The sequence below is a fragment of the Paenibacillus alkalitolerans genome (assembly GCF_016482785.1).
Taxonomy (GTDB): Bacteria; Bacillota; Bacilli; order Paenibacillales; family YIM-B00363; genus Paenibacillus_AE; species Paenibacillus_AE alkalitolerans.
This window is the reverse complement of sequence record NZ_JAEMXM010000012.1, coordinates 82,888-106,541: the sequence shown is the minus strand read 5'-3', so window position 1 is coordinate 106,541 and position 23,654 is coordinate 82,888. Positions and strand designations below refer to the sequence as shown.

23 protein-coding genes and 1 pseudogene are annotated in these 23,654 nt (G+C 48.3%); 9 read left to right on the top strand and 15 right to left on the bottom strand.

Translation table 11 applies throughout. The annotated features are described in order from the left end of the window. Positions 1-54 precede the first annotated feature (54 nt). The 3 genes from JET16_RS18430 to JET16_RS18420 form a co-directional block, all read right to left on the bottom strand. On the bottom strand, positions 55-1,305 hold the full coding sequence (locus JET16_RS18430) for an S-layer homology domain-containing protein (RefSeq protein ID WP_199618326.1): 1,251 nt from the start codon (positions 1,303-1,305) through the stop codon (positions 55-57). 232 nt (positions 1,306-1,537) lie between these two features. Further along, positions 1,538-2,302 carry a GNAT family N-acetyltransferase gene (locus JET16_RS18425; protein ID WP_199618323.1) on the bottom strand — a complete coding sequence of 255 codons (765 nt, stop codon included), beginning with the start codon at positions 2,300-2,302 and terminating at the stop codon, positions 1,538-1,540. Positions 2,303-2,433: 131 nt separating this feature from the next. Next, the gene (locus tag JET16_RS18420) at positions 2,434-2,643 is read right to left on the bottom strand and encodes a hypothetical protein (RefSeq protein ID WP_199618320.1); all 210 of its coding nucleotides are present in this window, start codon (positions 2,641-2,643) and stop codon (positions 2,434-2,436) included. 350 nt (positions 2,644-2,993) lie between these two features. Between JET16_RS18420 and JET16_RS18415 the strand changes: the two genes are divergently transcribed. Further along, complete coding sequence (locus JET16_RS18415; protein ID WP_199618317.1) at positions 2,994-3,800, top strand: LysM peptidoglycan-binding domain-containing protein; 807 nt, start codon at positions 2,994-2,996, stop codon at positions 3,798-3,800. On the opposite strand, the gene JET16_RS18410 is transcribed toward JET16_RS18415, so the two are convergent. The 9 genes from JET16_RS18410 to JET16_RS18370 all read right to left on the bottom strand — a co-directional run bounded on the left by JET16_RS18410 (position 3,797) and on the right by JET16_RS18370 (position 13,357). Next, positions 3,797-3,934 (bottom strand): hypothetical protein, encoded by a 138-nt coding sequence (locus JET16_RS18410; RefSeq protein ID WP_199618308.1) that lies wholly within the window; start codon positions 3,932-3,934, stop codon positions 3,797-3,799. The two genes, JET16_RS18415 and JET16_RS18410, sit on opposite strands and share 4 nt — an antisense overlap. 462 nt (positions 3,935-4,396) lie before the next feature. Next, positions 4,397-5,326, bottom strand: coding sequence for a sigma-70 family RNA polymerase sigma factor (locus JET16_RS18405; RefSeq protein ID WP_267908715.1), 930 nt, complete (start codon positions 5,324-5,326; stop codon positions 4,397-4,399). Positions 5,327-5,378: 52 nt separating this feature from the next. After that, the gene (locus JET16_RS18400) at positions 5,379-5,708 is read right to left on the bottom strand and encodes an L-rhamnose mutarotase (RefSeq protein ID WP_233531853.1); all 330 of its coding nucleotides are present in this window, start codon (positions 5,706-5,708) and stop codon (positions 5,379-5,381) included. 179 nt (positions 5,709-5,887) lie between these two features. Beyond that, positions 5,888-6,964, bottom strand: a complete 1,077-nt coding sequence (gene rhaS, locus JET16_RS18395) for a rhamnose ABC transporter substrate-binding protein (protein ID WP_199618306.1) — start codon at positions 6,962-6,964, stop codon at positions 5,888-5,890. A gap of 78 nt (positions 6,965-7,042) precedes the next feature. After that, positions 7,043-8,032, bottom strand: coding sequence for an ABC transporter permease (locus tag JET16_RS18390; protein ID WP_199618305.1), 990 nt, complete (start codon positions 8,030-8,032; stop codon positions 7,043-7,045). A 3-nt stretch (positions 8,033-8,035) separates the two neighbouring features. Beyond that, positions 8,036-9,046, bottom strand: a complete 1,011-nt coding sequence (locus JET16_RS18385; protein WP_233531851.1) for an ABC transporter permease — start codon at positions 9,044-9,046, stop codon at positions 8,036-8,038. Positions 9,047-9,103: 57 nt separating this feature from the next. Next, complete coding sequence (locus JET16_RS18380; RefSeq protein WP_199618303.1) at positions 9,104-10,600, bottom strand: sugar ABC transporter ATP-binding protein; 1,497 nt, start codon at positions 10,598-10,600, stop codon at positions 9,104-9,106. Between the two features lie 478 nt (positions 10,601-11,078). Further along, complete coding sequence (locus tag JET16_RS18375) at positions 11,079-12,566, bottom strand: sugar ABC transporter ATP-binding protein (RefSeq protein WP_233531850.1); 1,488 nt, start codon at positions 12,564-12,566, stop codon at positions 11,079-11,081. Positions 12,567-12,580: 14 nt separating this feature from the next. Further along, positions 12,581-13,357, bottom strand: coding sequence for a DeoR/GlpR family DNA-binding transcription regulator (locus JET16_RS18370; RefSeq protein WP_199618300.1), 777 nt, complete (start codon positions 13,355-13,357; stop codon positions 12,581-12,583). A 270-nt stretch (positions 13,358-13,627) separates the two neighbouring features. Here JET16_RS18370 and JET16_RS18365 point away from each other — a divergent pair, with 270 nt between their 5' ends. Then, the gene (locus tag JET16_RS18365; RefSeq protein WP_233531849.1) at positions 13,628-14,065 is read left to right on the top strand and encodes a DUF6526 family protein; all 438 of its coding nucleotides are present in this window, start codon (positions 13,628-13,630) and stop codon (positions 14,063-14,065) included. A gap of 1 nt (position 14,066) precedes the next feature. Here JET16_RS18365 and JET16_RS18360 read toward each other — a convergent pair whose 3' ends face one another. Then, positions 14,067-14,597, bottom strand: a complete 531-nt coding sequence (locus JET16_RS18360; protein ID WP_199618298.1) for a cysteine hydrolase family protein — start codon at positions 14,595-14,597, stop codon at positions 14,067-14,069. Positions 14,598-14,981: 384 nt separating this feature from the next. Here JET16_RS18360 and JET16_RS18355 point away from each other — a divergent pair, with 384 nt between their 5' ends. The 4 genes and pseudogenes from JET16_RS18355 to JET16_RS18345 all read left to right on the top strand — a co-directional run bounded on the left by JET16_RS18355 (position 14,982) and on the right by JET16_RS18345 (position 18,510). After that, the gene (locus JET16_RS18355) at positions 14,982-15,317 is read left to right on the top strand and encodes a hypothetical protein (RefSeq protein WP_199618296.1); all 336 of its coding nucleotides are present in this window, start codon (positions 14,982-14,984) and stop codon (positions 15,315-15,317) included. 15 nt (positions 15,318-15,332) lie between these two features. After that, positions 15,333-15,875: pseudogene (locus JET16_RS30885) on the top strand (ABC transporter transmembrane domain-containing protein); the annotation flags it as partial. Between the two features lie 3 nt (positions 15,876-15,878). Beyond that, positions 15,879-16,787 carry an ABC transporter ATP-binding protein gene (locus JET16_RS30880; protein ID WP_325176725.1) on the top strand — a complete coding sequence of 303 codons (909 nt, stop codon included), beginning with the start codon at positions 15,879-15,881 and terminating at the stop codon, positions 16,785-16,787. Next, the gene (locus JET16_RS18345; protein WP_199618291.1) at positions 16,780-18,510 is read left to right on the top strand and encodes an ABC transporter ATP-binding protein; all 1,731 of its coding nucleotides are present in this window, start codon (positions 16,780-16,782) and stop codon (positions 18,508-18,510) included. The genes JET16_RS30880 and JET16_RS18345 overlap by 8 nt, the downstream gene beginning before the upstream one ends. 124 nt (positions 18,511-18,634) lie before the next feature. On the opposite strand, the gene JET16_RS18340 is transcribed toward JET16_RS18345, so the two are convergent. After that, positions 18,635-19,312, bottom strand: a complete 678-nt coding sequence (locus tag JET16_RS18340) for a serine/threonine-protein kinase (protein ID WP_199618288.1) — start codon at positions 19,310-19,312, stop codon at positions 18,635-18,637. 355 nt (positions 19,313-19,667) lie between these two features. Here JET16_RS18340 and JET16_RS18335 point away from each other — a divergent pair, with 355 nt between their 5' ends. Genes JET16_RS18335 through JET16_RS18325 form a run of 3 tightly spaced genes read left to right on the top strand, consistent with a single transcriptional unit; the run spans position 19,668 to position 22,232 of the window. Further along, positions 19,668-20,645 (top strand): ABC transporter ATP-binding protein, encoded by a 978-nt coding sequence (locus JET16_RS18335; protein WP_199618284.1) that lies wholly within the window; start codon positions 19,668-19,670, stop codon positions 20,643-20,645. Beyond that, positions 20,642-21,445 (top strand): ABC transporter permease, encoded by an 804-nt coding sequence (locus tag JET16_RS18330; protein WP_199618274.1) that lies wholly within the window; start codon positions 20,642-20,644, stop codon positions 21,443-21,445. Before JET16_RS18335 ends, JET16_RS18330 begins: the two co-directional genes overlap by 4 nt. A 4-nt stretch (positions 21,446-21,449) precedes the next feature. Next, entirely contained in the window at positions 21,450-22,232 is a 783-nt protein-coding gene (locus JET16_RS18325) for an ABC transporter permease (RefSeq protein ID WP_199618272.1), read from the top strand. Positions 22,233-22,399: 167 nt separating this feature from the next. Here JET16_RS18325 and JET16_RS18320 read toward each other — a convergent pair whose 3' ends face one another. Continuing rightward, a complete protein-coding gene (locus tag JET16_RS18320; protein WP_199618265.1) occupies positions 22,400-23,230 on the bottom strand; it encodes a VOC family protein in 831 nt (276 codons plus the stop codon). Between the last annotated feature and the right edge of the window lie 424 nt (positions 23,231-23,654).

Sequence of the window (23,654 nt, the reverse complement as noted above, 5' to 3'; positions counted from 1 at the left end):
AAGCCCCCCGATCTCAAGAGAGACCGGAGGGCGTATCGATGTTATATTTAGTCTTTATTCATCATCTTCTTCAATAATTTTAATCGTCTCTACTTTTTGATCTATAACAAGAAGTTCAAGCTGCGTCTTATCTTTTTGAAGCGAAAATGCGTTACCGCCGATAATTTGCGCGCCGCTCGCCACATTGAAAACAACCGAATGCGGGTTTTGACCGTTTTGACCGTATACGTCACGGAGAATCGTAATTTGTTCAAGTTCGCCTTGCGCATTCAAGCGGTGCTCCTGATATATTCCCGTGGCTGTATAAACCGCCGTATTGTCGTTTGTTGCCGCTTGTTTCACTTCAATATAGGTAGCTACGCCTTGGACAGTATGGACCTTCACTTGATCGCCCGAAATTATGGCCGTCACGTTTACTTTCTGGTTATTGCGCCATATGAAAGTATCTGCTGTAACATTAACCGTCGTCGGTTGTCCGTCTTTTACAATGGTAATCGAATTTCCAATCACAGAGGAAACCGTGCCCGTCACTTGCGCGTCCACATGCCCTGGTGTTTCCGGCATTTGATCGTCCGTCCGCTCAAGGAGGGCGGCCAATTCCGCGCGGGTTACCGGTTTGTTCGGTTTGAACGTGTTGTCTTCGTAACCGGTGATGAGGCCTTTCTCCACCGCAAGCGCGACGTATCCGACAGCGCCGGCCGGAATTTCGTTCGCGTCCTTGAACGTAAGCTTCGTATTCATCTTCGCTTTCGCTTCTTCTTCGAGTTTCAACGCCTTAATAAGAAGCATCGTTGCCCAGAGGCGGTCCGCTTTCTTCTCCGGCTTCACTTCCGATTCGGTTTCCGCAAAGAAGTCGTTCTCCACAGCAACCGATATATATCCGACGGCCCATGGGTATTTGCGTTGGATTTTTTCCGCGTCTTTGAAGTTGAGCTCCGTGCTCATTTCCGCCTGCGATTTCGCTTGCGCCTCCAACCCCATCAGACGAACGGCAGCCGTAATCGCTTCAACGCGTGTAATGTGCTGCTTCGGGCGGAACGTTCCGTCCTCGTAACCGGTGAATACGCCTTTGGCAGCCAGTTCAGCTATGTATTTAAGCGCCCATGCGGCCTCTTTTTCCACATCGTCTAAATCCAACTTTATTTCAATCTTGCGGTTTCCGTCTTTCACTTCGATTTTTACTTTATCGTCGTCATCGTCGTCGCGATCTTTGTCTTTCGCGAAAGCGGAAGAGGCTCCTCCTGCCACCATCGATAAAGCTAACGTTCCGGCCAACAACTTTTTCCACATTTCAGTGCGAATCATTAACATTCACTCTCCCAATTATGCTCTTGTTTGGAACGAGATTCGTCCGTGTTACTGTAGTATTCGGGAGAAACAATCTGCTTCTGGGGGTAGCGTTGTAATAATTTATTACATTATTTGATCCACATCGGTTACATTATTGTTGTGAAGGGGCGGGTAATTTTATCAAAACAGCGATATGACCAAGCAACCGGTTATTAATCGAATATCGTATTCTCGCCCCTGTCAAGCCTTACTCCCGGGCATATAATTCGACCCATGCCGGCCAGTATCCCAAACTAATTGCCAATTGTCTAGACTGAAGATTGCTGACTTCAGTCGAATAGTATGGGACCGCCCCTTCATTTAATATCGCATTGGTCAAAGTGCCCACGAGCGCTTTTCCAATACCCCTTCCCTGATATTCGTCCAAAATGTTCACGCCTATTTGCCACATGAGTTCACTATCCTCGGATGCACCCGCAATTCCAACAATTTCGCCGTTGAATTCAGCCACAGTCGCAAGCACATCCGGACGGGGATTGTCTACACGGTACGACAGCGCGTGATTAAAACCATTGTATGCGTATAATGAAGGTACTTCATTTCGTTGAACTAGCGTTACATTAAGTCCTTCAGGTAATTCGAACGGTTTTGTATCGTAAGAAGAGCAAACATATTTCTGATCAGGCCCCGCAATATATTGATGGTCTTTACTTACATATTGCTGCATGCGGCCGATAGCTGCCGCCGAAAATATTTGCCCGCGATGCAGTTGCCCTAACTGCTCCTTCACCCATGCCATTCTTTCAGAATTGCACGAAATAATAACGCCCTTGCCCATTGTAACGACAGAAAGGGACTTTTCGCGAAAAGGGAATCTGAATCCGCCCTCCCTCTTTTCTGCTTCATACACAAATGTACCGGTTCGGGAAAAATCATTTTCAAGACATGAAAGGTTTGCGGATAACAACTTCCTTACTGTGCTTAGCGTAGATTCACGATGAAGGTTGGCCATTATGTACCTCCTCCGAAAGTATCATTCCATTTGCTGCTCCGCAGGTCATGAGAAAAATTCTTCTTACTTTCTTTTCGCTTTCAAACAAAAAATCCCTCCCAGCGGAATTTTTCCCGTCTGAGAGGGATGCTTCAAATTAAGTCGTCCTTCAGCTTGTCGTTGATCCGGTTGTTGTCTTTAACCCAGTCACGAAACGATTCATCCAACTGCCGCTCGCGATTGCGGTCCTCGTTGACATCCGAATCGACTTCCATCGGATGTTCGAGTATTCCGTAAATGTCGGCATTTTTCCCATTGTCCTGTTCCGCCATCTCCTCACCGATGTCTTCGAATGCGTCCATTTCGTGCGAACCTCCCGATTTGCGATGTTTGTTTTTGCATAGTTTAACTCCGATTTAGCAATAATACCCATTGAATTTGGAGACAAAGAAAGGAGCGGCATTATGCGGCACGATGATGAAGAATTTGAAAATGTAACCGCGGAAGAAATAGACGGCAATCCCGAGACGGACGATGAGGAAACCGATGAGTATATACATGTAGAGTGGGCGGGTTTTATTTAGATGCGAGAACAGGCTGTCGAAGATACCGGCAGCCTGACTTGCGTTTAAACGGCGTGCTCAATCATTCCCATTTTTCCCGGCCGGCGCATATCATAATGGTGAATAGCCCAAGGGAGAGTGGGATCCGCATGCCCGTCGTAAGAGAAACACATGTCGTGTATACAATTCAACCTGGAGATACATTGTTTACGATCGCTTCGCGTTTCGGCAGTACCGTCACGGATATTCAAAGAGTGAACCACTTGGCTCCGCCCATCATCGACCCGAATTTGATTTATCCCGGTTTGACGCTGCTTGTTCCGGTCCCTGCCGAACGCCCATACCGCACCATCTACATTGTGGCTCCCGGAGATACGCTTTACCGGATCGGTCTGCGATTTTCTGCGCACCCGGATCTGCTTGCCGGGGTAAACCGCCGTATTCAGAATCCGAACCTCATTTTTGCCGGTCAGCCTCTTTGGGCTCCAGCGTTTGTCTACGAAGTCGAGCCTGGGGATACTTTATCACGCATCTCGAGAAGATTCCAAGTTCCGATCAACAACATTATAAATGCTAACGATGGAAGGCCCGGGTTCTCGCTCGATTTGATTTATGCGGGTTACCGTCTCCTTCTTCCTCTGCCTTCATCTATCAATATTGTAGTGATTCGCCCGCTTCCGGGAGATGTCATTCGCAGCGGGGTACGGGTGGAAGGCTTTGCCAGAGTATTTGAAGCCAACGTGCTGATGCAAATTCGGGACGATAACGATGTCGTCGTGTCGAACGAACGGTTTACGACGGCATTGGAAGGTGCGCCTGCATACGGCTATTTTGCCGCAACGCTTCCCTTTGACAGGACTCCGACTTCCCCCGGCGGGGAAATATGGGTATACGCCCGCAGCGCTGAAGACGGCAGAATCATCGACCTAGTACAGGTGAGAGTGACTTTTGGTTAGTCCGGAGCGTCTAAATCTCCATTCAGCTGATTGGCATATTCTTGCATCAATTCGTAATCTGTATTCGTCTCATTGTCTTGTATCGTTTCATCCTTTGCTTCTTGTTCATTCGCTGGTTTTTTCTCAATCTCCATGGCAGTTCACCTTCTTCCGTGGAATAGCATTTCCTTAACCGGTAATATTATCCATGAATCGAATGCTATTTTAGAATAGGTCGGTGTGGCCGGAAAAAATGTTTTTTTGTAAATAGAGTGAATTTTTGAGCTTATTCATAAGCATAGGGTCAACTTTTCACCTTATTCAGCCCGGGATCACAGTTGTAAGCAGAGAAAATCATTATTGCCAATATATAGGATCAGTTTTTGAGCTTATTCATAAACATAAGATCAACTTTTGACCTTACTCTACACTGGATCACAAATGTAGAGCAGGAGAAATTGATTGCTAAGAGAGTATAGGTTCAGTTGTTGACCTTATGCATAGGCATAGGGTCAACTTTTGACCTTATTTTGTTTGTCACATAACCCTGTGAATACGGAGCAGGTTAGCATCCTAGCTGTTCCCAAAAACACTAAATATTCAAAGCATACTCTTCTCTAGAATTCCAACACGGTGAATGTATTTCCATCAGGATCGGCCACTTTGAAATATTTACCGCACGGCAAACTATTTTGTCTGTCGAAAACATTTACTCCTTCTTTCCCTAACTGTTCATAAAACTCATCAACGTTCTCCGTCCGCAATTCGAAAATTGTCAAACCATTGCCGCCGTTTCTGGAAAAGTCCATTTTCACCGAGTCTGAGGATTCGCGAAGCCAGACAGCCGGTCCGCCGCCCCCCAATCTTATTAATGCGTTCGCATTACCGTCATCAAATCTTTGCGGCGGACGCATCACCGTACACCCTAAATGGGTGACATACCATTGGGTCGATGCCTCGACGTTACTTACCGGTAAATTCAAACAAGCGACTTCCAGCACCCTCTTTATTACCTTCTCCTCGAATTCCGCTCCTAATTTATGTTCTGTAAGCGTCTCTCCGGCCATATAAAACAGCTCCTTTTTCATTTTTAGTTTCGCCCTGCGAATGCGGCTTTCTATCGTATTCTTTGAAACACCCACAAACTCGCTTATTTCACGAGAGTTCAGACCGCTTATGAAGTACAATACCGCAGCAAGCCGATGATTTTCATCAAGTTGATTTAATGCTCCCCATACGGACCTTCTTGTCTCCTGCAAAATATATGTATCCTCGACTGTCTCCGTTTCAGAAAACTCAATGACGTTCTCTGCCGATTCGAACCGTTTCCACTTGTTTTTTCTAACCCAATCGATGGCCAATCGCCTTGTCAAGGTATGCAGCCAGCTGCCAAATTTATCACCATCCTTTAATTCACCTAATCTAAACCAAGCTTTGAAGAATGCATCCTGGGCGATATCTTCAGCATAATGGAAATCGCTAAGGATATTTAGTGCGGTTGCAAATACGGCATTTGAGTATTTACGCATTAAAACCTCATACGCCAAGTAAAAAAAGCGGAACCCGGCTGCAATAGTACAAGGCCAGGTTCCGCACGACTCACTTCAAATAGAAAACTTCCCTCATCGGTTTGATCGGCTCGGCGTCATTGAAATCGAACGACCCTTTGACCATCTTCGACGTGATGGCGTTCCAACGGTTGCACGGCTCACTCTTCGCTATGTAGGAGAAGGCGGCATCCAAATCGTCGCACTCAAAACAATAAAAAAACTGGCTGCCGTTCTGAAATATGGAATAGTTCCGAATCCCGGCCTTGCTGTGCTCTTCCAGAACCTCCGGCCACGGGTCGAGATGCATCTTCACATATTCATCCAGAAATTCTTCCTTGATCGTCCACGTCCAAGCAAACTTATTACTCTTCTGCATCATATCCTCCCCCATCGCCAAAATTATAGCACAAATTTCCTTGTCGTTCCGTTCAATTCTCTCGCAAATCGGCCAGCCCGTTAACGGAATGCATCACTTCTTCCATCCCCTTATCCTTCACAGCCTCCCCCGTTCGGTATCGGAGGAGGCTGCGTCGGTTATTCATGCATTAGCCGCAAATATTAATATACGGTCTTCCACTCGGCAATATTGCCGGAATCGAATTTAAACGGATCGCCCAACATAATTTGCGTTCCTTCACCGTCTTGAATGATTTGCTTCTCGCCCAACCGGCCGGCGTCGAACTTGTCGCCGACCTTGCCCGTAATCGTTCCGTCTACCAGCGCTGCCGCCGCGTAGCCGGACAAGTAACCGACATCGACCGGGTTCCATAAATACATCCATTCGCAAACGCCGCTTTCGATGTATTCCGCCATCTCGCTCGGCAATCCGAGGCCGGTCAAGTGAACTTTTCCTTTCAGGCCTTTATCCGTAAGCACTTTGCCCGCTGCGGCGATTCCGACAGTGGTAGGGGAAATGATACCTTTAAGATCGGGATACGACTTTAATAATGCTTCCGTTTCGGAAACGCTCTTGTCGCGAAGATCGTCGCCGTATGCCACTTTTACCAACTCGATTTCAGCATATTTCGGATCCTCGAGTTCTTTCTTCATCCACTCGATCCACGTATTCTGGTTCGTTGCTTGGGATGTGGCGCTGAGCACGGCGATTTGGCCTTTGCCGCCGATCATCTCGGAAATCGCTTGCACCTGCACGCGGCCGATTCTTTCGGGATCCGCCTGGTTAATGTGAACCATGCGGCTGTTGGCGTTCACGCCGGAATCCAAGGAAAGAACTTTAATACCTTGATTCATAGCCTTCTTCAGCGCAGGCTCCAACGCATCCGGATCGTTCGCCACGATTGCGATCGCGTCTACTTTCTGCGAAATCAGCTCTTCGATCATGGAAATTTGAGCTTCGGCAGTAGGTTGATCCGGAGCTTTCAAAATCGCTTCGTGCCCAAGCTCTTCGATGGCTATCTTAAAGCCTTCCATTTCCTTCTCGCCATACGGGTTACCTGTGTTTTTGAAAATAACTGCAAATTTTTTCTTTGCGCCGGCATCGCCGCCGCTATTGGAGCTGCCGTCGGTTTGTCCGCCGGCTTGGCCCCCTGCAGCTTGATTTCCGCCGCTTTGGCCGCAAGCAGCCAACGTGAAAATCAACAGAATGGAAACCAGTAACGCGACCATCTTCTTCATTTCTGTTTTTCCTCCCTTTACTATGTCTCGCAATCTATTTATACAAAGCAGCCCGCAAAGCCGCCTGGTATACGGTAATCAGGTCTTCCTCAGCTTTCTTTGTGAAAACTTCAAGTTCGGAACAAGCACCGCAACGATGAGCAGCAGCCCGATGATGATGAGCTGCACCTGCGCCGGCACGTTTACCAATCCTAACCCATAGCGCAGCAGTCCGATGAGGAATACGGCCAGTACGGCGCCGATAATTTTCCCTCTCCCTCCTGCGGTGCTTATGCCGCCGAGCACAACCATCGCGATGACCTCGAGCTCGTAGCCCGTAGCCACATTCGGACGCGTGCTGCCCATTCTGGAAGTAAGGAACAATGCCGTCACTGCGGACATTACGCCGGCCAGCGTAAAGACGATAATTTTGATCTTATCGACCTGTACGCCTGAATACCTGCTGGCGGTAATGTTGTTTCCCATGGCGTATACCCGTCTGCCGAACGTTGTATTGTGCAGCAGCAAGCCGAACAAGACGGCAAATACGATGAAAACGACGAGTATAAAAGGAACGCCTTCGACATACCCCCATCCCAAATAGCTGTACCATTCAGGGAATTTTCCAGCCGCTTGATCTTCCAAGATGATATAGGCGATCCCCCGGTACAGAATCATGGTCGCCAAGGTCACAATAACTGCGGATAACTCTTTGAATTTCACAATCAGCAAGCCGTTTACGAGCCCGCACAACGTGCCCACGGCCAAGCAAATCAGCATTGAGATTTCCATCGGCACCCCGCGATTGTATAAATCGGCCATAACGACCGAAGCCAACGCCACGATCGACGCGACGGAAATATCGATGTCCCTGAGAATGATGACGAGCGCCATCGGCAACACGATAAACGCCTTGTCCAAAAATACCATCGATGCATCTCTTAAGTTTGTGAAATCCAAGTAATATGGAGATAAATTCGAATTAATCACATTGACAATGATCAGAATGACAACAAGCATCCATTCCCACTGGAAGAAAAAGCGCTTGAAATTAAACTCTCGGTTCCCTGCAATTACTCTCGGTTCCATGGCTTATATGACCCTCCTCATTAGATTGTTGCGCTCGACGCCCCGCTTAACGAGGGCGTTGACGATTACGGCGATGAGGATAATAGAACCTTGAATGGCGGTCTGCCAGAAGGGCGAAACGTTGATTAAAGGCAACGCGTTGTTCAATATCCCCAACAGGATGGAGCCGAGAATGATCCCGGATATCTTGCCTGAGCCTCCGGAGATGCTAACACCGCCAAGCACGCAGGCTGCGATTACGCTCAGCTCGTAACCCATCGCGGTATCGGATTGGGCCGAAGCGAACTTGGAAACCCACAGCACTCCTGCAAGCCCGGACAAGCCGCCCATAATCGAGTAGACCAGCATTAATATTTTGTCGTTGTTAATGCCGCTCAGCTTTGCGGATTCGGGGTTGCTCCCGACCGCATATATCTGCCTTCCCGTTCTGGTGTGGTTGATAAAATAGTAGAAAACGACGTAAATAATGACCGCAATGGCAATCAACGTATTAATCCCGAGGAAGGAACCGGTTGCAATCGCTTTAAAGCTTTCCGGCATTTGGTGCGCGCTAACCCATTTCCCTTCGCTGATCGTGAAAGTCAACCCTCTGAATACGTTCATCATGCCAAGCGTAGCGATAATAGGGAGAACTCCGCCTTTAGATATTAAGCCTCCGAGAACGGCTCCGCACAGCAACCCCGTCATCGTACCGATTAATAGCGCGGCCAGCGGGTGCAGTCCCGGGTTGGCGCTGACCGTCAGCGCGGCCACCATTCCGGACAGCGCCAATGTCGCGCCGATCGACAGGTCGATGCCTCTTGTCACAATTACGAGCATCATACCGACCGTCAATATGCTGAGTATTGCGGTGTTGGTCAGCATATCGTTGATATTCTCGAACGTTAGAAAGCTCGGGTTCCGCAGCTGCACGGCCACCGATAAAATAATGATAAAACCGAGCAGCCCCAATTCTCTGAACCTCGCAAAGCTCGCGCTTATCGGAACCTTTTCCGTCGTAGCTCTTACTTCCATTAGTGCCCCCACCTTTTTTTGCTTTATACTGCGGCATCCCGATCCGGCGTCGTATCTTTATCGATTATTCGCCATCGCCGCTTCAAGAATCGTTTCCTGAGTCGCTTCGTTGCGTTCAAGAATTTTCGCGACTCTGCCTTCCCGCATCACGACGATCCGATCGCTCATGCCGAGTATTTCCGGCATCTCCGAGGAAACCATGATAATACCGTAGCCTTGGCTGGCCAAATCGCTGATGATTTCATAGATGGCGGATTTCGCGCCGACGTCGACGCCTTTCGTCGGTTCATCCAAAATGATCACATCCAGCGAGGCTGTCAGCAGCTTGGCGACTACAACTTTTTGCTGATTGCCGCCGGACAACGAACCGGCTAAGTCGAAAATACTTTTCGCCTTCACATTGATTTTTTCCGTTAATTGCTTTGCCACTTCGGCTTCTTTCTTGGTATTTAGCCAACCTTTGTTCGAGAATCGTTCCAGCGTCGGAAGCGTGATGTTTCTGTCCAGCCCCCACTCGAGCACAAGTCCTTGCTTCTGACGGTCTTCGGGCAAATATCCGATTCCAAGATTCATTGCCTGCAAGGGATCGGAAATTGTAACTGCTTCTCCCTTGAAGATGACACGTCCCGTATCGGGTGGATCGATTCCAAATAAGGCTTGGCAAACCTCCGATCGCCCCGATCCGACAAGACCGGTCAATCCGAGAATTTCTCCCTTGCGGAGGGAAAACGATACTTCGGCGAAATACCCGGTTTTCCCCAAACCCTCCACTCGCAGCAGCTCCTCGCCGATATCCGCTGCTTTCTTGGGGAACAATTGCGTAATTTCGCGGCCGACCATCGCAACAATCAAATCCTCGTTCGTAATCCCGTCCACATCCCAGGAGCCGATGTATTTCGAGTCCCGGAGCACCGTAACTCTGCTCGCCAGCCTGTACATATCCTCGAAACGATGGGAGATAAAGATTACGGACGCCCCTCTGTCTCTCAATTGCTCCGTGATTTTATACAGCTCTTCGCTTTCTCTCTTGCTTAAAGCCGCGGTGGGCTCATCCATGATAATAATTTTCGCATTCATTGACAGCGCTTTCGCAATTTCCACGATTTGCTGCTGCGCAACGCTTAAAGCGCCCATTTCGGTTCGCGGATCGAAATTCGCCCCCAATTCCCGCAGCAATAGTTCCGCTTCGGCATGCATCTGGTTCCACAGAATCCGTTTCGTGCCCTTCTGAACCTTCTCATGGCCCATAAAAATATTTTCCGTTACGCTTAAATCCGGATAGCATGTCACATGCTGGTAAATCGCTGCGATCCCAATGTCCTGCGCATCCTTCGGATTTTTGAACTCTACTTTCTCGCCGTTATAATAGATCTCGCCTTCATCAGGCCGGTGAACCCCGGTAATCACTTTTATAAAAGTGGACTTTCCGGCGCCGTTCTCCCCCATCAATGCGTGTATCTCTCCGAGTTTTAATTGAAAATGAACGTTATCCAGAGCTTTGATGCCGGGAAATGTCTTCGTAACCGCTTTCAACTCTAGAATAAATTCTGACATACGATGATCTCCTATCTTTGATTTCTGAATCTTATGTTTATTTTGTTCGTTTTATGTTCTTTTGTTTTTGTTTATGTAATATTTCTGCCTGTTTGTAATTATTCCTTCTTTTTCGTAAAAAAATTTTGCTTCCGGATGAAAATGTTCGCTTTGACGCGTCCGCGGCTAGTGCGGATAAGCTCAAAAACTGACCTTAATTATGTGAATAAGCTTAATAATTGACCTTATCATCCGGTAATCGGAGTTTGACTGTGCCTGTTAAGGTCAAAAATTGAGCCTATTTCGCTAAATCGCCCTGGAAATCCCCTCTCAGGCTTAGTATAGGGTCAAAAAAAGACCCTATTTCTACGGATAGGATCAATTTTTGACCTTACGAGGCAAACTGCCGGAAATTGGGCATGCCAAGAAAAAAATGCAGCCAAAACCGGCTGCATATCAATTCCGACGTCACCATCCGAACACCGACGACAATCGTCATCTATCTGCCCCCCGAAGCATAATAAAGAATATCTTCCTGCGTCGCCTCTTCCCTGCGGAAAATTTTGCGGATTTCTCCGCTATACATAACCATGATCCTATCGCACATACCCATCACCTCTGATAAATCGGAGGAGATCATAATGATGGACGCGCCCGACAAAACGAGCTCATTCATTATATTGTAGATGTCGATTTTCGAGCTGATATCGATACCCGCGGTCGGCTCTTCAATAATCAACACTTTAGCGTTGGCAAACAGCCATCTCGCAAAAATAACCTTCTTCTGATTGCCGCCGCTTAAATTTTCAACGATTTCCGTTTCGCTGGCTTTGATCTCCAACCGTTCGATCAAGTCCTGCGATAGAGTAACTTCAGTGTGCCGCTCGATAAAACCGCCTTTCGAAATCCGTTTTAAATTGGAAAGCGTAATGTTTTCCGTAATCGGCGTGTTGCTGATCAAGCCTTCGTCCGTTCCGATGCTTGTCACATAACAAAGTCCCTGAGCCTTTGCAACATGCGGAGTCATAGACTTGTACGGTTTGCCGTTAATATATATTGTCCCCTCATAAGGTCCCTCAATGCCTGACAGTACCTTCGCCAGCAAACGTCTGCCCGAGCCGCTCAATCCGGTTAATCCGACGATTTCCCCTTTATTTACGGAGAAGCTCGCGTTCACTGCCCGGCCGTTATATCGAAGCTGTTCCACCCGCAATATTTCTTTGCCGTGCTTGACGTTTAATTTGGGATACCGGTCATCAAGCTCCTTGCCGACCATTGCCTTCACAATGCGGTTCAAGTCTATTTCACCGATTGCGCACGTTTGAATCACCTGACCGTCTCTGATCACCGTTATATGGTCCGCGATCTTATGAATCTCTTCAATGCGATGGGAAATATAGATGACAGTGACGCCCATTTTCTTAATATCTTTGATGACTCTAAACAACACTTCGATTTCTTGCTCGTTTAAGGCTGCGGTAGGTTCGTCCATAATGATAATTTTCGCGTCGAACGATAAAGCCCGGATTATCTCAATGAATTTTTGCTGTCCTTGGCTTAAATTTTTCACGGGGGTACGGACATTAATATTCAAACCCAATTCCTTCAAATATTTCTCCGTTTCTCTGTACGCTTTGTCCCAATCAATTAACCGAATCCATTTCTTGACCGGCTCCCTCCTGATGAATACGTTTTCAACAATATTTAAATCTTGAAACAACCTGATCTCCTGATAAATCATCGATATGCCCAGTTCTTGCGCTTGCTTCGGATTGTTCAAGGAAACGGGTTGACCGTCGATCAAGATTTCACCGGAATCCGGCATGAACAATCCGGCCAAAATTTTCATCAGCGTCGATTTGCCGGCTCCGTTCTCTCCGATCAGCGAATGCACCTGTCCCCGGTCCGCGCAAAAATGTATGCCGTTAAGAACGATATTTTCGCCAAAGCTTTTGGTTATATTGCGCATTTCCAAATGTGGATTCAACCGGTTCCCTCTTTTCACTCGAACTCAAAAGTCGTGTAAAGCTTTATCGCATGTTCAAAATAATATTTTTTATATTCCGAGGGTACTTGTTTGTTGGTGATCACTTTCTTGGCGATCGTTAAATCGCCGAGCTTTGCGAACCCGGTATGGTTGAACTTCGTGTAATCCGCCACAACAATCATTTCGTTGGATATTTTACCGACGCTCTCGATGACCATCACTTCTTCATAGCTGTTAAGGGTATAGCCGGCACTCAAATGTACCGCTTTAACGCTTACGAAAGATTTGTTGATATAAATCCCGTTAAGCGTTTGTAATGTAAATCCCCCTACAAGAGTAGTTGAAGCATGTATAATATCCCCGCCGGTCATAATGACCTTGATTCCCGCGATATCCTTCAAAGCTAACCCGATCAGCAAGTCATTAGTGACCACCGTGATCTTCTTGTCCTTAATATTTCGCGCAATTTCCAAGCAGGTCGTTCCCGGAGAAAGGTAGATCGCATCGCCGTTCTCAATCATCTGTGCGGCGATTTTTCCGATCATTCTTTTCTCCTCGCTGACCGCGTCGTCGGCGTCGGGTATAAGCGGATGCAAAGCGGTTGCCGCATCCTCTTTAAGCACGGCGCCGCCGTAAATCTTAACCAGGATGCCCGTCTGTTCCAGCTTGTCCAAGTCTCGGCGGATCGTTGCCTCCGTTACGGAAAACAGCTCGCTGAGCTCGAAGACGTCCACCCGCTTCTCCCTATATAGCAATTCTTTAATTTTATTCAGTCTCTCGATCGCGAACATATGTAACTCCTCTAACGGGACATGTTTGCATGGTAACATCGAAACTGTTATGCGGTTTGTATGATTATAACACAATTGTGTTCATTTTCGTTTGTTTCGTGATGCCGAAAAAAGGCCGGATCTTTACGATCGGCCTTCGACTCCCTTGCGAGCCCGAAAAGTCGCAAAACTTTACGATATTTTAGTACTACATAAGTATTCAAATAAAATATAATAGATTCGAAAGCCGATTGGGCAAGTTTACCAATTATCAATTAGAAGGGCGTGAAGATGTTGCAAGGTCAAAATTATAACAATCACCGCAAGTTTGATCCGAAGTTTCACTTCGTAATGGCGCCGCTCAGCTTTATAGTCTTGGTGGGAACGATCATCATGGTGTTCGGTGCCGTGCAATCGGGGGAAAATATCTGGCTTTCCATTCTGAGTTTATTGATGAGCATTGTTCTAGTTTTAGCGGTATTATTAGTTCGGGTATATCCTCTGAGGGTGCAGGATCGGGTCATTCGCGCCGAACAGCAGCTCAGGCATTATGTATTGACCGGACAGCTTCTTGATCCGCGCTTAACGTTGAAACAAATCGTCGGGCTTCGTTTCGCAAGCGATGCGGAGTTCCCGGAATTGAGCAAACAAGCCGTGAAAGAGAACCTCACAAGCGAACAAATTAAGCGAGCAATCAAAGAGTGGAACGGAGATTACAATCGAATTTAACTTATTGAGAAAACTTTATGTTCTCCGACTCTATCACGCTCGCAAACTCCCGAAATTGGTCATTATGTCGGTCTATAATTTGCTGCGCGCCGACGTTTCGTTGGCTCCACGTGCTGTGCGCGTCTTTCGCCACGGTAACATCGTATCCCAACTCGCTTGCACGACGTGCAGTCGCATTCACACAGAGGTCCGTCTGAATGCCTGTCAAAACAAGCTTTTTAATACCTTTGGCCGTCAATTCGTTCTGAAGGTTCGTTTCATGGAAAGAGTCCGGCGTATGCTTCTGAATGATGATGTCCGTATTACCCGGAGCGATGGCAGGGTGTATATTCCACGCAGGAGTGTTTGTTTGCAAAGGTTCCCCTTCGCCTTCGTTGTGCTGAACATACACTATGGGAACGGCTTTGGACCGGGCTTTTGCAATCAGTCCTCCAATCCGTTCCAGCAGTACATCTCCCGCATACACGGGATCGTCTTTCGGAAACATCCCGACCTGCACATCAATGACCAGCAAAGCCGTATCGAAGTTCATGTTCGATTCATCCTTTTCCTCGTATTATTTGCACTCTCTCTCGAAGATACGGAACATACGTTCTATTGTCAATAGTTTTTTTACGAGTATCACTTCTTATCTCACCCGATGCAGCGACCGTTTCGCTATTTCAGTCAGCCATATTACTACAATACCGTAACATGCGACAATGAGGTAGTATAACCAAGGTGCGATCAAAATCTTGAGCACTCCCAAAAATGTCAACAGAGCGGCTGTACATAAAACGAGGGCAATTGCGGTTGCCCTCCACAGTATAATAGACACTCATATCCCATATTCCCATAGAATGTATTATTAATAACTATTGACAGCGCTGTGCAACATCCATAAAATGGACGTTATCCTTTGGAAGGGGTGACGTGATTGCACCAACCGCCTAAGAGTCAACCGGACAGCGATTCCTCCGACCAGAGAATTCCTCTGTGGAAAGTGTATCTCTGGTCTCTATCGTATCTCAAACCGTATCTTGGTATGCTGCTTCTCCTTGTTGCAACGACTTCCGTTCTATCCGCCGCGGAACTGCTCGTTCCGAAATTCATCCAATTGTTTATCGACGTCGTCATTCCGCATGAAAACCGCAATCTGTTTTATCAACTCATCTTCGCGCTGCTCGGTGTGATCGGACTCGTGCTTGCGGCGAGCATGCTGCAAAATCTGATCCGCCGCCATCTTCAGGAGAAAACGGCGAGAGACGTATAATATTCCGTCTTTCGGCATTTGCGAAAGTTAGGTTTTGCGTATTACGAGCAGCATCCCGTCGGACAAACCCTCTCGTTTCTGAACACGGAAGTAGGCGCATTGCAAAATTTGTACAGGCATCACTTTCCGTGGTTCATCGACGGTGTCATATTCTCCGTCATCTCCATCTCGCTCATGATTTCCACAAGTCCTCAATTGTCGCTTATTGTGCTGCCCTGCTTCTTGCTGTACTACATATTTGGCCCTTACTTGGAGCGCAAAGCGTCGATCACAGGGAAAATCATGTCCGACGACCGGGTCGCCGAAAATCAGAAAGCGTACGAAAGCATATCCGCACTATCGGAGCTTCGCGCCTTCTCCGCCGAGCCATGGGATTTGAACCGGTATATCGATAAAGTTAAGAAGTTTAACGCCAGCATGATCAAGACGTATTGGTACGCATACTGGAGAGGGACCAACCGCAGAATCACTTATAACATCGGCGGCGTCGCGATCTTCATTTACGGTTACTATTTGCTGCGGAGAAACGATCTTTCCATAGGCGAATTCGTATCGTTCTTGATGTATTATTTCTCCGCCATGCACCGTTTGACCATTGTCGTTACGAACGTAACCGAGCAGAAAGTGCTGATGTACCAAGCGGAACGATTGTATCGGTTCATACGGCAGCGCCCCCAGGTGGAAGAAGCGGCGCATCCTCAACACCTGACTGAAGTGAGGGGAGAGATACAATTCGAGAATGTCTCGTTCGACTACCATCCCGGGCAGCCGGTGCTTCGCGGATTCAATCTCAATGTCGCTCCAGGGGAGAAGATCGCCCTTGTCGGAACGAGCGGCAACGGCAAATCGACCGTACTGAAATTGATCGGAAGATTCTACGACCCGGTCGAAGGATCGGTCGCAATTGACGGCATCCCGATCCGGTCATTGTCGTTCGCCTCGCTTCGCGGCACGCTCGGTTACGTATTCCAAGAGACTTATATTTTCGGTTCCTCCGTGAAAGAGAATATCCGCTTCGGCAAACCGGACGCCACCGAAGAAGAGGTGATCATGGCGGCAAAATCGGCGTTCGCCCACGATTTTATTTCCGGCCTGCCGGAAGGCTACGATACGCTTGTCGGCGAAAGGGGCGTCAAATTGTCGGGAGGACAAAAGCAGCGCATAGCGATCGCCCGGATGTTCATTCAGAATCCGGCGATCATCCTTCTTGACGAGGCTACATCCGCATTGGACAACACAAGCGAAGCCGAGGTGCAGAAGGCTTTCGACACCTTGCTCGAAGGAAGAACCGTAATTGCGGTGGCGCACCGTTTATCCACGATTATGGATTTCGACCGCATTGTGGTGATGGAAGACGGCCGCGCGGTGGAGATGGGGACGTATGGCGAGTTGATCGGGCTGCGGGGAGCATTTTATCAATTGTCAAAAGGTTCCCGCCGTCAAGAGGAGGTTGAAGTTCTCCATGGCTAATGTGAAGTGGTTATGGTCGCATGTCCGCAGGGTGAAAGGTTTGTTGTTATTCGCTGTAGTATTGATGGCTTTGGAGGCTCTTTCCAGCTTGGCGTCCGTCGCGTTGCAGCAATCGATGATCGACGACGTGTTCGTCGCCGGGAAGACGGAACGGTTTTGGCCTGTGTTGATTCAAATATCCGCCGCCTACCTCGTTTACTCGCTGTTGTTCACGTTCGGTCCGCACGCAATTCATCATGCGGTGGCGAAGCTCCGCCTTTCCATGGGCAGCGAATTAATGCGGCATATGTTTCGAGTCCCGACCGGCACGATCCAGAAGGAGAGAACCGCCGATTACGTGTATCACTTTACCAACGATTTGCAAACATGCGCGAACGCCGGCGGCAGCGATCTGCCTCGGCTCGCGCAGCAGCTTGTGACCGCCCTGGTTATAGCCGGCGTAATGGCAGCGGCCAGCCCGTACATGCTGGGAGCGATGCTTGTCTTTGTCGCATTGTACATTGCATTAGGCAAGCGTTTCGGCGCGGCGCGCAAGAAAGCGTCCGCGGAAGTAAACAAAACACGCTCCGCACTGCTCGTTCATCTGGAGGAAGGCGTCTCTTCGACTCGTGAAGTAATCGCATTTCACCGGCAAGAGTGGGAATCGAACATTTACCGGAAATATTTCGCTTCGTTCTTCAACAGCATCATGGCGGAAGGCAAGCTGATCAACAAACAATTGCTGCTTAGCGACCCGTTGAAATGGGGTTCCCTGCTGTTCGTCCTTCTATATGGAGGAATTCTTGTTATGAATGATGAGTTGTCCCTCGGTATGTTTGTCATTTCGGTGCAGTTCACGACGCGAATGATGGATTCGTTCAACGGGCTGTACCATTTTGTAATGGAATTGTCGGGGAAGGCCGCATCGATAGAACGCATTAGAAAAGTAATAGAAGGCGACACGATTCCGGAAGGCACGAAAAAATTATCGGAGCCGATTCGCTTCATTCGATTCGACTCGGTTTGTTTCCGGTACGGGGCCGGGACACAGCAGGTGCTGAAAGGAATCAGCTTGACCATGGAAGCGGGACAGAAGATCGCGTTCGTCGGCTCCAGCGGAAGCGGGAAATCGACGATAGCGAGCTTGCTGGCAAGATTTTTCGATCCGATTCAAGGTACGATTGCCGCGAACGGTATACGAATTCAGGAACTGAAGCGCCCGGATTGGATGAGCAAGGTCACGATTGTCTTCCAAGAACCGTATTTGTTTCCGGACACGATCCGGACGAACTTGCTGCTCGGTCATGAACACATATCGGAAGAGAGACTGATCGAGATATGCCGGGCTATGATGATACACGACTTCATAGCCGGGCTTCCGAACGGTTACGATACGGTTATCGGCGAGCGGGGCGTCACGCTGTCCGGCGGCCAGCGCCAGCGCTTGGCGTTAGCCCGCGCGGTACTTAGGGACACGGAAATTTTGATCCTCGACGAAGCGACTTCATCTCTCGATTTGGAGACGGAGCGGCAGGTGCAGATAAATTTGGACTTGCTGCGCGAAGGCCGCATGACGATCGTGATCGCCCACCGGTTGTCCACCATTCGCAACGCGAATCACATATTTGTCATAGACGGCGGAACCGTTGCGGAACAAGGCACTCACGAGGAGCTGCTGCGCAACGATTCCATCTACCGTTCTTTGGTGCTTAAAGAAGAGAATAAGGAACAAGCCGTTTCCTAAATGCTTATTACAGGATAACGAAGAATCGTCTTCAACGATGAAGCTGCAATCTTGCGCGGGTCCGACAAATAGATTTCATTGTGCAGGCCACAAAATCGAAAACAAATAGTCTAACTTAGCCATCTTACAGGAACTTGGAGAACAGCTGGCTGATACGCTGCGCAAACTCGTCAAGGCTTACACTTGCTTGATCTAATCTGACGTACGCATTTTTGACCGCATCCAGCACCCAGGCGGGGATTTTCTTGCCTTCAACGCCCGGATAGAAGCTGCGGTACGCCCAAACCAAATGCTCCCAACGTTTGTCGTTCCCCTCCTTGGCATATTCCGATACGTCCAACACTTTGGCTCGTCCGTTCTGCATGAGTACATTCTTCAGATGAATGTCCCGCGGATTCAGTCCGCGGCTGCGTACTAGCGCTCTCGCTTCTTCCACATCGTCAATGACCTGCTCCGGAACCGGAATGCCCTGCAGCAAGCAGTCCAACAGAGTGACTCCCTGTTCATAGCTCAGCACCAAATAGTTCGAGCCGCTCCCATAATACGTCGGAAAATAAGGAATCCCCTCAAGCCGTTCATATACGCTCCTCTCGGTCTCCTTCTTCTCCAGCGCAAGATCCGAGTAAACTTTATATGCATATCCCGGCGTTCGATCATATGTGAATACGGCCGCATCCGTCCCGATTCCGATGCAGCGAAGACCTTCCGAAAAGCCGGAAATCATCACCGGTTCATTCCGTTCGTTTCCGGTTACCGTAATGGAGCGGAGCGGCTCATCCGCCTTGGTCCAATCCGAGTTCATACTTAAGTGCCCCTCTCTCCGCTGCTGAGTCGTGGTTATAATCGAGTATATTCTCCCAATACGTTATGATCAACCTCCAAAGAAAAAACAGGTCGCCATGACTTATCATTGGCAACCTGTTTATGTAAACGTCAATGTTAAAATATTCATCTCAAAATTTCGAAAGTCGACAATCACTATATTATAACTTCAAATGTCGTCTGTCAAATGTTTTTTAAAAATACACTACTAAAATTAGTGTATCCTCAACCTCTATAATAGTAGTATAACTCATCTGTAATTATAAGTCTATACTTTTTTTGAAAATTCCGGTTAAATCTTTTATGGGTAAACGGATAAGGAGGTTTTCAAAAAAATGATCGCTCTTCAGGGCATTAGCAAGGCGTTCAAAGTGGCTAAGAGAACGGCGGGGTTCAGGCAAGCGGCAAAAGCATTGTTTGTTCGCGAACACGCGATTGTCGAAGCGCTGCAAAACATCTCGTTTTCGATCAATGAGGGGGAGATTGCAGGATACATCGGTCCTAACGGCGCCGGGAAATCAACCACGATTAAGGTGATGAGCGGAATATTGGTGCCGGATCGCGGATCATGCTCCATTATGGGATTCACACCTTGGGAAGAAAGAACAAAGTACGTTAAAAATATTGGGGTCGTGTTCGGTCAGCGATCACAGCTTTGGTGGGACGTACCCGTAATCGACTCGTTCGAATTGCTGCGCGACATTTATAAGATCCCGGCTTCGGCTTATAAATCCAACCTTGATCTGCTTTCGGGGGCATTGGCGTTGGAGGACCTGCTGCAAACACCCGTCAGACAACTCAGCTTGGGCCAGAGGATGCGCTGCGAAATCGCCGCCTCCCTTCTGCATGGGCCAAAACTGTTATTTTTGGACGAACCGACGATCGGACTTGATGCCGTCAGCAAAATCGCGGTTCGGAAGTTTATTAAGGAGATCAATAAGGAAAAAGGTGTTACCGTCATACTGACCACGCACGACATGAACGATATCGAGGCGCTGGCAGACCGGATTCTCATGATCGGTAAAGGGACACTGCTCTATGACGGAACGCTGAAGGAGCTGCGGGGCAGATTCGGGACGCACCGCACGATTACGGTCGATTACCGCGAACATGCAGTGCCTGTTGAAATTGAAGGCGCTACAACACTTTCTTGGACGCCTGAACGGGCGGTATTCAATGTCGACACCGAGCAAGTGCCGATTGCCGGCGTAATTTCCCGATTGTCCGAGGAGGTCGAGCTTGTCGATGTCACGATTGAATCAACTCCGGTGGAAGAAATCATTGTGAAATTATATAAGGAGCATCAAATATGAATGCTTACCTGTCCGTTATGAAGCTGCGCTTCGTCAATGGCCTGCAGTACCGGGCGGCCGCCTTGGCCGGGATCGCGACACAGTTATTTTTCGGATTCATATTTATTATGATTTTCGAGGCGTTTTACAGCCAAAGCACGGCTCAGCCTCCTATGTCCTTCGAGCAGCTGGTCGCCTACGTATGGCTTCAGCAAATATTTCTCGCCTTTATTATGCTTTGGTTTCGCGACAATGAAATATTCCAGCTCATCATCAGCGGCAATATTGCCTATGAGTTATGCAGGCCGTGCGGCATTTACCCGTTCTGGTACGCCAAGCTCCTGGCTCAGCGTCTGTCCAGCGCCGTTCTGCGCTGTTTCCCGCTCATTATCGTCATCTTCTTGCTGCCGGAACCTTATCGTATGAGCATGCCGCCGACGCCGGCGGCGTTTGCATTGTTTGTCGTCACGCTTTTTCTCGGTCTCCTGGTGCTTGTCGCGATCTCCATGTTCATCTACATATCCGTCTTCTGGACGATGTCCCCGATCGGCTCGATTCTTATGATCGGAATTATTGGAGAGTTTTTTGCGGGCATGATCATACCGGTTCCTCTGATGCCTTCTTGGCTGCAACAGATCACCTATGTGTTGCCGTTCCATTGGACGGCCGACTTCCCGTTTCGCGTATATTCCGGTCAAATTCCGCAGGATGAGGCGTTACGGGGTATTCTTTCGCAGCTGTCGTGGTTGGCCGCTCTGATGGTCATGGGCATGCAATTGCTGCGTAAAGCGCTCCAACGCGTCGTGATTCAAGGAGGTTGATGCAATGATCTTGTACTGCAAATATATGTTGATTCATCTTAAATCCCAGATGCAGTATCGCGTCTCGTTCTGGCTGCTCACCTTGGGCCAGAGTTTGGGACCGGTTGTCACGTTTGCGGGGCTTTATTTTATGTTTGAACGTTTCGGCAATCTTAGAGGCTGGAGTTTATACGAGGCGGCGCTCTGTTATGCGGTTATCGGTATGGCGTTTTCTTTGAGTGAAATGTTCGCCCGCGGGTTTGACACTTTTTCCAGTTTGGTCATTAACGGCGATTTTGATCGTCTGCTCGTTCGTCCTCGGAATACCGTACTGCAGGTGTTAGGTTCGAAATTCGAGTTTGCCCGGGCGGGACGCCTGGTCCAAAGCTGTGCCATACTCGCATGGGCTTTGTATCACCTGCCCGGCGTGATAACCGTTCCGAAAATGTTGACATTACTGTTAATGATATCGGGCGGCGTGTTGGTTTTTACCGGGATTTTTATAGCGGCCGCTTCACTAAGCTTCTGGACGGTACAAGGACTGGAGGTGGCGAATGTTTTCACCGACGGAGGCCGGGAGATGGCTAAGTATCCCCTTAATATTTATCGGAAATGGGTGAAAACGTTCTACACCTTCATTATCCCGCTAGGCTGCATCAATTATATGCCGCTTCTCTATCTTGTCGGCAGGGCAGACGGCAACGAGATTCTTTACATGCTCACACCGTTTGCGGGAGTGGTCTTTATTTTCCCATGCTTGCTAGCTTGGAATATCGGTGTGCGGCATTACCGGTCGACAGGGTCTTGAATCATGCAACGGGCTGCCGGTTATATAAACCGGCGGCCCGCTTTTCTTTCATCTCAGGCGAAGCTTCGAGAAATAGCCGTTGGAAGAACCGACGTAGATGAACCCTTCGCTGTCGATATTGATGAGGCCGTTCTTTTTGTCGTCATCGCGCGGATTGGGATATAGGTTTAACAGTGACTTATATCGAACCGGTTTCCATCCGGGTCGTATACGTGAAAATACACTCTTCCCTGCTTGACGAAGCCGCCCATCTCCGAAACTTGATTTCCGCTTTCTTTAAGAAAACGATGGTACTCGAAAAAATCCTCGCGATTTCCAACGAAACTCCGTGTCCGGAACAAGCCGTCGATGGGGCCGTGATAGATAAAATCCGGGTCCTCCTCCAGCACCCACTTCGAGCGGCCTTCCGGATGATAATTGATTCCTAACGTCATCACGCAATATTGCTCTTTCGGGTGTTCCACCAATACTTCCATACCTAAATATTGTTTATACCACTCGATGGATCTTGATAAATTTTTCACCTTAATCCTGAACGTATCCGCATCGGAGAATGAATCTTCTTTCGCCGGATCTTCAACTGCCGTTAACCATGTACCGGTGTTCATGAAACGGAAATCAAAAACTTCTCTTCCCTGCGGGTCTATGTAAATATTTGATAACTGCACGCCTGCTTGTTGGAGTTCGGCATATTTTGATCGTAAGTTTCGAGCGCTCCAATACCAACCGATATTCGATTCGGCATGTTCACGGCTCGCTGTCGGAGCGGGTGTTCCGTCCGCCGCCTTTCCGGATTCAATCCAGATTCCCCAGCCCATATGCGTCATCTTTCCGACAACCGCTTCAGGACCTGGCGTCCAATTTTCCTGTTGCGCGATTTTCATCCCCATCACTCTTTGGCACCATTCAATCGCATGTTCGTGCTCTTCCAATGTTACATTGATTGTGCCTCCATCGAACAAAACCGCCGGGACATTGCGTGCTAACGTCTCGCTCATACATACGCCCTCCATTACATACGCTTTGATATTTTTAATTCTCACTTCAGCATATCGTACGTATGTTCTGTTTTCAAGGAAAATATTCCAAACGAAATTCCACACAAAAACTCCTTCCAGCTTGAAAACGAATAACCATTGTAGGTCTAAACAAGCTATGATATGCTTACAATAAATAAGGAGCCGGAACGCCATCCGACTCCCCGCATATCTTCTTGGACGGGAAATCTCCAAGGAAAACCGGAGTAATGACCCGCCAGGCGCTCAACCTGTAGGCGGGTCATTACTTTTTATCGCGAAACGACAGAATCGCAATGACAAGCATCGCAAAACCTATCAATTCAACGAAAGTAAATTCCATAGAACCACCTCCCAACGGAGGCAATTCTATCCCGCCCAAGGCAAGATATGCTTAACTACTACT

Coding starts and splice junctions, on each gene's coding strand:
- JET16_RS18430 (WP_199618326.1), bottom strand. CDS start 1,305: ATGATTCGCACTGAAATGTGGAAAAAGTTGTTGGCCGGAACGTTAGCT.
- JET16_RS18425 (WP_199618323.1), bottom strand. CDS start 2,302: ATGGCCAACCTTCATCGTGAATCTACGCTAAGCACAGTAAGGAAGTTG.
- JET16_RS18420 (WP_199618320.1), bottom strand. CDS start 2,643: ATGGACGCATTCGAAGACATCGGTGAGGAGATGGCGGAACAGGACAAT.
- JET16_RS18415 (WP_199618317.1), top strand. CDS start 2,994: ATGCCCGTCGTAAGAGAAACACATGTCGTGTATACAATTCAACCTGGA.
- JET16_RS18410 (WP_199618308.1), bottom strand. CDS start 3,934: ATGGAGATTGAGAAAAAACCAGCGAATGAACAAGAAGCAAAGGATGAA.
- JET16_RS18400 (WP_233531853.1), bottom strand. CDS start 5,708: ATGATGCAGAAGAGTAATAAGTTTGCTTGGACGTGGACGATCAAGGAA.
- rhaS (WP_199618306.1), bottom strand. CDS start 6,964: ATGAAGAAGATGGTCGCGTTACTGGTTTCCATTCTGTTGATTTTCACG.
- JET16_RS18390 (WP_199618305.1), bottom strand. CDS start 8,032: ATGGAACCGAGAGTAATTGCAGGGAACCGAGAGTTTAATTTCAAGCGC.
- JET16_RS18385 (WP_233531851.1), bottom strand. CDS start 9,046: ATGGAAGTAAGAGCTACGACGGAAAAGGTTCCGATAAGCGCGAGCTTT.
- JET16_RS18380 (WP_199618303.1), bottom strand. CDS start 10,600: ATGTCAGAATTTATTCTAGAGTTGAAAGCGGTTACGAAGACATTTCCC.
- JET16_RS18370 (WP_199618300.1), bottom strand. CDS start 13,357: ATGTTCGCGATCGAGAGACTGAATAAAATTAAAGAATTGCTATATAGG.
- JET16_RS18365 (WP_233531849.1), top strand. CDS start 13,628: ATGTTGCAAGGTCAAAATTATAACAATCACCGCAAGTTTGATCCGAAG.
- JET16_RS18360 (WP_199618298.1), bottom strand. CDS start 14,597: ATGAACTTCGATACGGCTTTGCTGGTCATTGATGTGCAGGTCGGGATG.
- JET16_RS30880 (WP_325176725.1), top strand. CDS start 15,879: ATGTATTATTTCTCCGCCATGCACCGTTTGACCATTGTCGTTACGAAC.
- JET16_RS18345 (WP_199618291.1), top strand. CDS start 16,780: ATGGCTAATGTGAAGTGGTTATGGTCGCATGTCCGCAGGGTGAAAGGT.
- JET16_RS18340 (WP_199618288.1), bottom strand. CDS start 19,312: ATGAACTCGGATTGGACCAAGGCGGATGAGCCGCTCCGCTCCATTACG.
- JET16_RS18335 (WP_199618284.1), top strand. CDS start 19,668: ATGATCGCTCTTCAGGGCATTAGCAAGGCGTTCAAAGTGGCTAAGAGA.
- JET16_RS18330 (WP_199618274.1), top strand. CDS start 20,642: ATGAATGCTTACCTGTCCGTTATGAAGCTGCGCTTCGTCAATGGCCTG.
- JET16_RS18325 (WP_199618272.1), top strand. CDS start 21,450: ATGATCTTGTACTGCAAATATATGTTGATTCATCTTAAATCCCAGATG.
- JET16_RS18320 (WP_199618265.1), bottom strand. CDS start 23,230: ATGAGCGAGACGTTAGCACGCAATGTCCCGGCGGTTTTGTTCGATGGA.